The 6000-nt window shown below is 39.2% G+C and carries 4 protein-coding genes and 1 pseudogene; 1 reads left to right on the top strand and 4 read right to left on the bottom strand.

What is annotated here, in order from left to right:
* Positions 1–303: 303 nt before the first annotated feature.
* Positions 304–3516, top strand: a complete 3213-nt coding sequence (locus tag GJR95_RS32410) for a type ISP restriction/modification enzyme (RefSeq protein ID WP_162389807.1) — start codon at positions 304–306, stop codon at positions 3514–3516.
* A 96-nt stretch (positions 3517–3612) separates the two neighbouring features.
* Here the strand turns inward: GJR95_RS32410 and GJR95_RS42985 are convergent.
* The 4 genes and pseudogenes from GJR95_RS42985 to GJR95_RS32400 form a co-directional block, all read right to left on the bottom strand.
* Positions 3613–3880 (bottom strand): annotated as a pseudogene (locus tag GJR95_RS42985) (transposase); the annotation flags it as partial.
* 319 nt (positions 3881–4199) lie between these two features.
* Positions 4200–4526, bottom strand: a complete 327-nt coding sequence (locus GJR95_RS42365; RefSeq protein ID WP_232540929.1) for a transposase — start codon at positions 4524–4526, stop codon at positions 4200–4202.
* A gap of 49 nt (positions 4527–4575) precedes the next feature.
* Positions 4576–5049: a winged helix-turn-helix domain-containing protein gene (locus tag GJR95_RS42360; RefSeq protein WP_232540928.1), complete on the bottom strand. Its 474-nt coding sequence runs from the start codon at positions 5047–5049 to the stop codon at positions 4576–4578.
* A gap of 381 nt (positions 5050–5430) precedes the next feature.
* On the bottom strand, positions 5431–5862 hold the full coding sequence (locus GJR95_RS32400) for a hypothetical protein (RefSeq protein ID WP_162389806.1): 432 nt from the start codon (positions 5860–5862) through the stop codon (positions 5431–5433).
* Between the last annotated feature and the right edge of the window lie 138 nt (positions 5863–6000).

Below are 6000 nucleotides of genomic sequence, written 5' to 3'. Positions count from 1 at the left end.
TTGGTCAAGAAGTTGGAAAAATGTTGTAGGTTTAGCCAAGCAGGGAGCGACAGTCATGGTTTTGTAGTCTAGAGAACCACAAAGGTATGGCTAACTGCTCCTTGCCGTTTTTATAAGAAAGCCCTGCATAGTTCATTTAATACAACTGACTATCTTTTTATTGGACGATTTTAGATTGACCTTTTCTAAGCAGTTCTATACCAGCTCGTCGAATATGCAATAAGGATAATAAAACGCTGGTTATTTCAAGTGATATTCGGCTAATTTTGGTTTTCATCCTAGACTACCTTTTAATAATTTGATATGAAGTTAGACGAGTACATAGATAGCGTAAACAAGCGTTACCAGGCAGGAAATGCTACTGAACATACTTTTAGAGGTGATTTACAACAGCTTATTGAAACCTTAGTAACGAATGTTGAGGCTACGAATGAACCAAAAAGGCAAAAATTTGGTGCGCCTGACTACATCATCACAAAAAATGATATTCCGGTCGGCTACATAGAAGCAAAGGATATTGGCGACAGAGATTTAGAGGGTAACAAAGTAACTGGCAACAAAGAACAATTCGACCGTTACAAAGCTGCGCTCAATAACATAATCTTTACTGATTACCTAAACTTTTACCTGTATCGTGATGGTCAATTTGTAGTTAAAGTCATAATAGCAGATATTACCGGTAGTGGTATAAAAGCCCTGCCAGAAAACTTTGATAAGTTTTCTAACCTGATAAATGACTTCTGTGGATACGTCGGACAGACTATAAAGAGTTCAAAGAAGCTGGCGGAAATGATGGCAGGTAAAGCGAAACTTCTATCAGAGATAATAGAGAACTCAATCACTGGCGATGAAATCAATGAAGCAAATAGTACTTTGCAGCAACAGTTTGAGGGTTTGAAGGATGTATTAATCCACGACATAACTCCCAAAGGTTTTGCTGATGTATATGCTCAAACTATAGCTTACGGAATGCTGGCTGCACGTTTTCATGATGCAACATTACCCACTTTCAGCAGACAGGAAGCAGCCGAACTAATCCCAAAAAGTAATCCATTTTTACGTAAACTGTTTGGCTACATAGCTGGTCCAGAAATTGACGACCGTATAAAATGGATTGTAGATAGTTTGGCTGAAATATTTCTCGCCTGTAATGTCGTTGAAATATTTAAAAACTATGGGAAGTCTACAAAAATGGAAGACCCAATCATCCATTTTTATGAAACATTTCTAAGTGAGTATGACCCTAGTTTACGCAAGGAACGTGGAGTATGGTATACGCCTGCACCTGTGGTGAGCTTTATTGTGAGAGCGGTTGATGATGTTCTCAAGACAGAATTTGGGTTGCCATCTGGACTAGCTGATACAAGTAAAACGACTATAAAAGTTAAAACAGCAGTAAAGGCAACGGGAGATTTACGCTCTAAGCTTAAAGAAGTATATATAGATAGAGAAGTACACAAAGTACAAATTCTTGACCCCGCAACAGGTACAGGCACTTTTCTAGCAGAAGTAGTGAAACATATTTACAAAAAGTACAAAGGGCAAAAAGGTATTTGGAGTAGCTATGTAGAATCCCAATTATTACCTCGCTTAAATGGATTCGAGTTACTAATGGCTAGTTATGCAATGGCACACTTACAACTCGATTTGCTACTTGCTGAAACTGGATATAAACCAATTATATCACAAAGACTTAAAATATATCTTACCAATAGTTTAGAAGAAGATCACCCAGATACAGGAACACTTTTTGCTCATTGGCTTAGTACAGAAGCAAACGAGGCTAACCATATAAAAAGAGATACGCCTGTAATGTGCATCCTTGGCAATCCACCTTACAATGGAGAAAGTAAAAATAAAGGTGAATGGATAATGAAGCTAATGGAAGATTACAAAAAGGAACCAGGTGGAAGAGAGAAGCTAAAAGAACGAAATTCAAAATGGTTGAATGATGATTATGTAAAATTCATACGATATGGGCAGTATTATATTGAAAAAAATGGTAGCGGTGTTTTAGCTTTCATAAATCCACATGGATTTTTAGACAATTCGACTTTCAGAGGAATGCGTTGGAGCCTACTCAAAACGTATGATAAGATATATACTATAGATTTGCATGGAAACAGCAATAAAAAAGAAGTTTCTGAAGATGGGACTTTAGATATGAATCTTTTTAATATTCAGCAAGGAACGTCAATAAATATATTTATAAAAACAGGAAATAAAAAAGACAATGAGCTAGGTAAAGTATTTCATTGCGATTTGTATGGTAAGCGGGATTTCAAATTTGACTTCTTAGATAATAACTCATTAACAACAATCCCTTACAAAGAAATACCCACAAAAGCGCCTATGTACTATATGGTGCAGCGAGATACTGATGTTGAAAAAGAATATGAAAATGGTTTTAAAATCAACAATTTATTCAATTTTAATAAAGCGGGCATTGTAACTGCTAGGGACGAGTTTACTATTCAAATATCCAAAGAGGAAGTTGAAAAAGTAATAAAAAAATTCTTAGAGCTTGATGATGAACAGGCTCGAACCTATTTTAAATTAGGCAAAGATGTCGAGGATTGGAAAGTAAATCTTGCAAGAAAAGACTTGAAGGAGTCAGGGGTCGATTTCAACAATATAGTAAAAATAACTTATCGACCTTTTGAAGATAGATATACCTATTACACAGGGAAATCAAAAGGGTTTCATTGTAGACCTAGAGGAGAAGTAATGAGGCACATGTTTAAAAAGGATAATATTGCATTAATATGCCCTAAACAGTTATCCGATAATGAGAGCCCTGGTGCGTTCATAACAAGAAACATTGCAGGTCATAAAACGTATAGTGCTTATAACATTAATAATATTTTCCCCCTTTATCTATATCCTGAATCAAAAGATGAAATAAATTTCATTAAAGCTTCAAGTAGGATACTAAATTTAAATACTGATATTATTGCCAAGATAGCTAAAGATTTAAATCTATACTTCATAGAAGACGATAACCTAGCCGCTAATCTACCTCAAGGCTATCAAGATATTTTTTATCCTTTGGATATTTTAGATTATATATATGCAATTATGCATAGCTTTACATATACAGGAAAATATAAAGAGTTTTTACAAACGAGCTTTCCTATTATTCCGTATCCAAAAGATAGAAAAACTTTTAAAGATTTAGCTGGATTAGGAAGAACAATCAGACAGTTACACCTGCTTGAAAGTCCATTGGTGGAAGATTTAATTACTGAATATCCTGTTGATGGCAGTAATGTAATTGAAAATATAAAATATGAGGACGGAAACGTGTTTATTAATGAAACTCAATATTTTTCCCATATACCGCAAGTAGCTTGGGATTCTTATATTGGGGGTTATCAACCTGCTCAAAAATGGCTTAAAGATCGGAAAGACAGAAAGTTAGATTTTGATGATATTTTACACTACCAAAAGATCATCGTAGCTCTGACCGAAACAGATAGAATAATGACTGAGATTGATAAAATAGAAATTGAGTGAAGAACGCATTCTGATTATAAAGCGTATGGAGTCATACAGGCGCAGTACTCCATACGCATTTTTGAGGGAGTGCACTCTGAACTGTATCAGGGGAGTTTAGTCGAAGCGATGTAGTTTTATACGTTCGTCAAAGATGATGCTGAACTGGTTAATTAGCTCCTTCTAGTTGTAGGTAGTCTTTTCCACCGGATCTGTAGATTTTGAATCGTTAGGTAGGCCAATTTTTGCAAGCTACTGCTGATCTAAATACTCCTTTTGTTTTGGTCACTTTGCGCAACTGCTGATGATACCCTTCGACAGCATTCGTTATATACATTACCTTGCGAATGAGGGCAGAGTAATCGAAAAAGGGTGAAAGTAAATCTCAGGCCTTTGATGGCCACTTGTTTGAAGGCTTTGAAGTCGAAGTTGTCGGTCATGATTGTGAAATTAAGGATTTTTCATTTGCCTTCTATTCACCCTTAGGCTTGACACAGTTCAGCGAGCAGCCTCTTTTTATTGCCCCGTGCATTAGCTTGTAAAGAAAGCGACTTCCTTCTTTTGAAAGAATACTTGCACGGACGTCGGGTCTTTTTCCAACAAATTAACTTGCTCAAGGACCGCCACAGTTAAGTCATCCAATGAAAGAAATACTCGGTTTTTTAGCTGCTGCTTAATCTGATTCCAAACCAACTCCGTTGGGTTCAACTCCGGGCCACCGTGGCGCGGCTGTAGGCCGGTAAACACTCCAAATGAACACGTCCCGGACGTGCCTTCAGGAACGCTTTAACGGCTTCACTCCGATGAATAGAAGCTCCATCCCATATGATCAGCAAATCACGCTTGCGATAGCGACTGCAAAGCTTACCCAAAAACCATACTATATCCTCTCCCTTGAAGGACTGATCTTGGCCTGCCAAGTAAATACGGCCATTAGGCGCAATGGCTGCAATTAGGCTTAAGTGATCACGACCTGCTTGCTCGAGCAGCACAGGTGTTTGCCCTCGGGGTGCCCAAGTCAGCCCCAGCATGGGCAATAGATAACAAGCTGATTCATCCACATATAAAATGATCCGGCCTTCAGCCCTGGCTTTTTTTGAGTTCAGGTAAGCGTTCGTCTCGCCACTGTTGGACTCGTTGCGGATTCTGTTGCCGAGCTTTAGGCTGGGGCTTCTGACGGGTCCATTCCAGTTTCTTGAGCAAACGCCCAACCTGAGACACATCATAACTAACGCCGAATAGCTTTTTGATGAGCTCATTAACCCGAGGGCGTGTCCAGATATGACCCGGGAACCCATGCTGCTCAGCCCCTTTATTCAACTCCTCGATTAACTGAGTTAACTGCTGATCTGTCAAGCGGCAGGCGGGTCCACTTGGTTTACGCCAAGTTAAAGCGGCTTGGCCCTCTTGTCGATATTTTTTGAGGGTTCGGCTGACCCAGCCCTCCGTCAGTCCTAAAGCCTGAGCAATTTTAGTTTGCTTCCAGCCTTGCTCTTTTAGTTGAGCACATCGCCGACGCAGGAGTTCGTAGTCCGATGGTTTATAATTTGCCATTGGCCAGTAAAGAATGAATCTTTACAAGCCTACTCACTGGTCAATATTAGTGCCTATTATATTCGATTTGGCAAAGAGAGCTATGTTCAGGAAAAGCCAGGAACGTGTCAGAACACTGAACTACTTAACTAAACGGTTTTATTGAACGCTAAAAGGTCAGTTTTCAGCCACATCCCTCCTACTATGCCAGCGTTCAGATAAACGTCCGACTTCAGTTAGGACAAGACACTACTCAAGGGTTATGTTAGTTGCTAAAAGCTGCTATAAGCAAGCTAGTTTTCTGTCGCCAATTGGTATTCAAGGGGAAATATAGACAAGACACCAATTTGCTTAAACTAAACAGACGGGTAATTATGAAAACGAATAAAGCCTACCAGACGGTTAATGCGTGTCTTCATCAATTTGCAAACAACGGGTCAGGATTAGTAAGGACATACTGAATCCGATAAAAAGTAATCCCGACCATCGAATGGAGTTCTCGCCCAATGGCTGCTGCAAGACAATGAACGCTATTCCACCGCAGATCAATACGTTTATCAAATGAATTATCGTAATCGAAAAGTCGCTAACCTCGCTTGATGACTGCACGCCAATGAATACATACATGGTTTCAACGGCTTGCATTATAGCAACTACCAGCCCCCAGGCACCCAGAGTTAGCCCAATATTCATGGTCGGGTTATTGCGAGAAAGCAGTAAGAGTATGCCGATCAGATTATCCAGCAGGCCCGCAGCCAGATACCAGTTTGTATCGTTTATGTGAGCACGGTTGACCTGCCAAAATCGAATCGCTAAAAGACCTCCTATAATCATAATCGAGCTCAAAAAGATTATGATAAGGGATCCATAGCTAGGCTCCGCCCATACTAATACAACGCCAAAAAGAGCCCAGATGCCTGATCGCCAATAAAGTACTGACCAAGAGGTAGATGTTCGAAAAGCATTTTTCAT

Source organism: Spirosoma endbachense (assembly GCF_010233585.1).
Lineage (GTDB): Bacteria > Bacteroidota > Bacteroidia > Cytophagales > Spirosomataceae > Spirosoma > Spirosoma endbachense.
The sequence above is the reverse complement of the archived record's forward strand: the minus strand, read 5'-3'. Positions and strand labels throughout refer to the sequence as shown.

Bases quoted from the DNA above. Each gene is read 5' to 3' on its own strand.
- GJR95_RS32410 (WP_162389807.1), top strand. From the start codon at position 304: ATGAAGTTAGACGAGTACATAGATAGCGTAAACAAGCGTTACCAGGCA.
- GJR95_RS42365 (WP_232540929.1), bottom strand. From the start codon at position 4,526: ATGCTGGGGCTGACTTGGGCACCCCGAGGGCAAACACCTGTGCTGCTC.
- GJR95_RS42360 (WP_232540928.1), bottom strand. From the start codon at position 5,049: ATGGCAAATTATAAACCATCGGACTACGAACTCCTGCGTCGGCGATGT.
- GJR95_RS32400 (WP_162389806.1), bottom strand. From the start codon at position 5,862: ATGATTATAGGAGGTCTTTTAGCGATTCGATTTTGGCAGGTCAACCGT.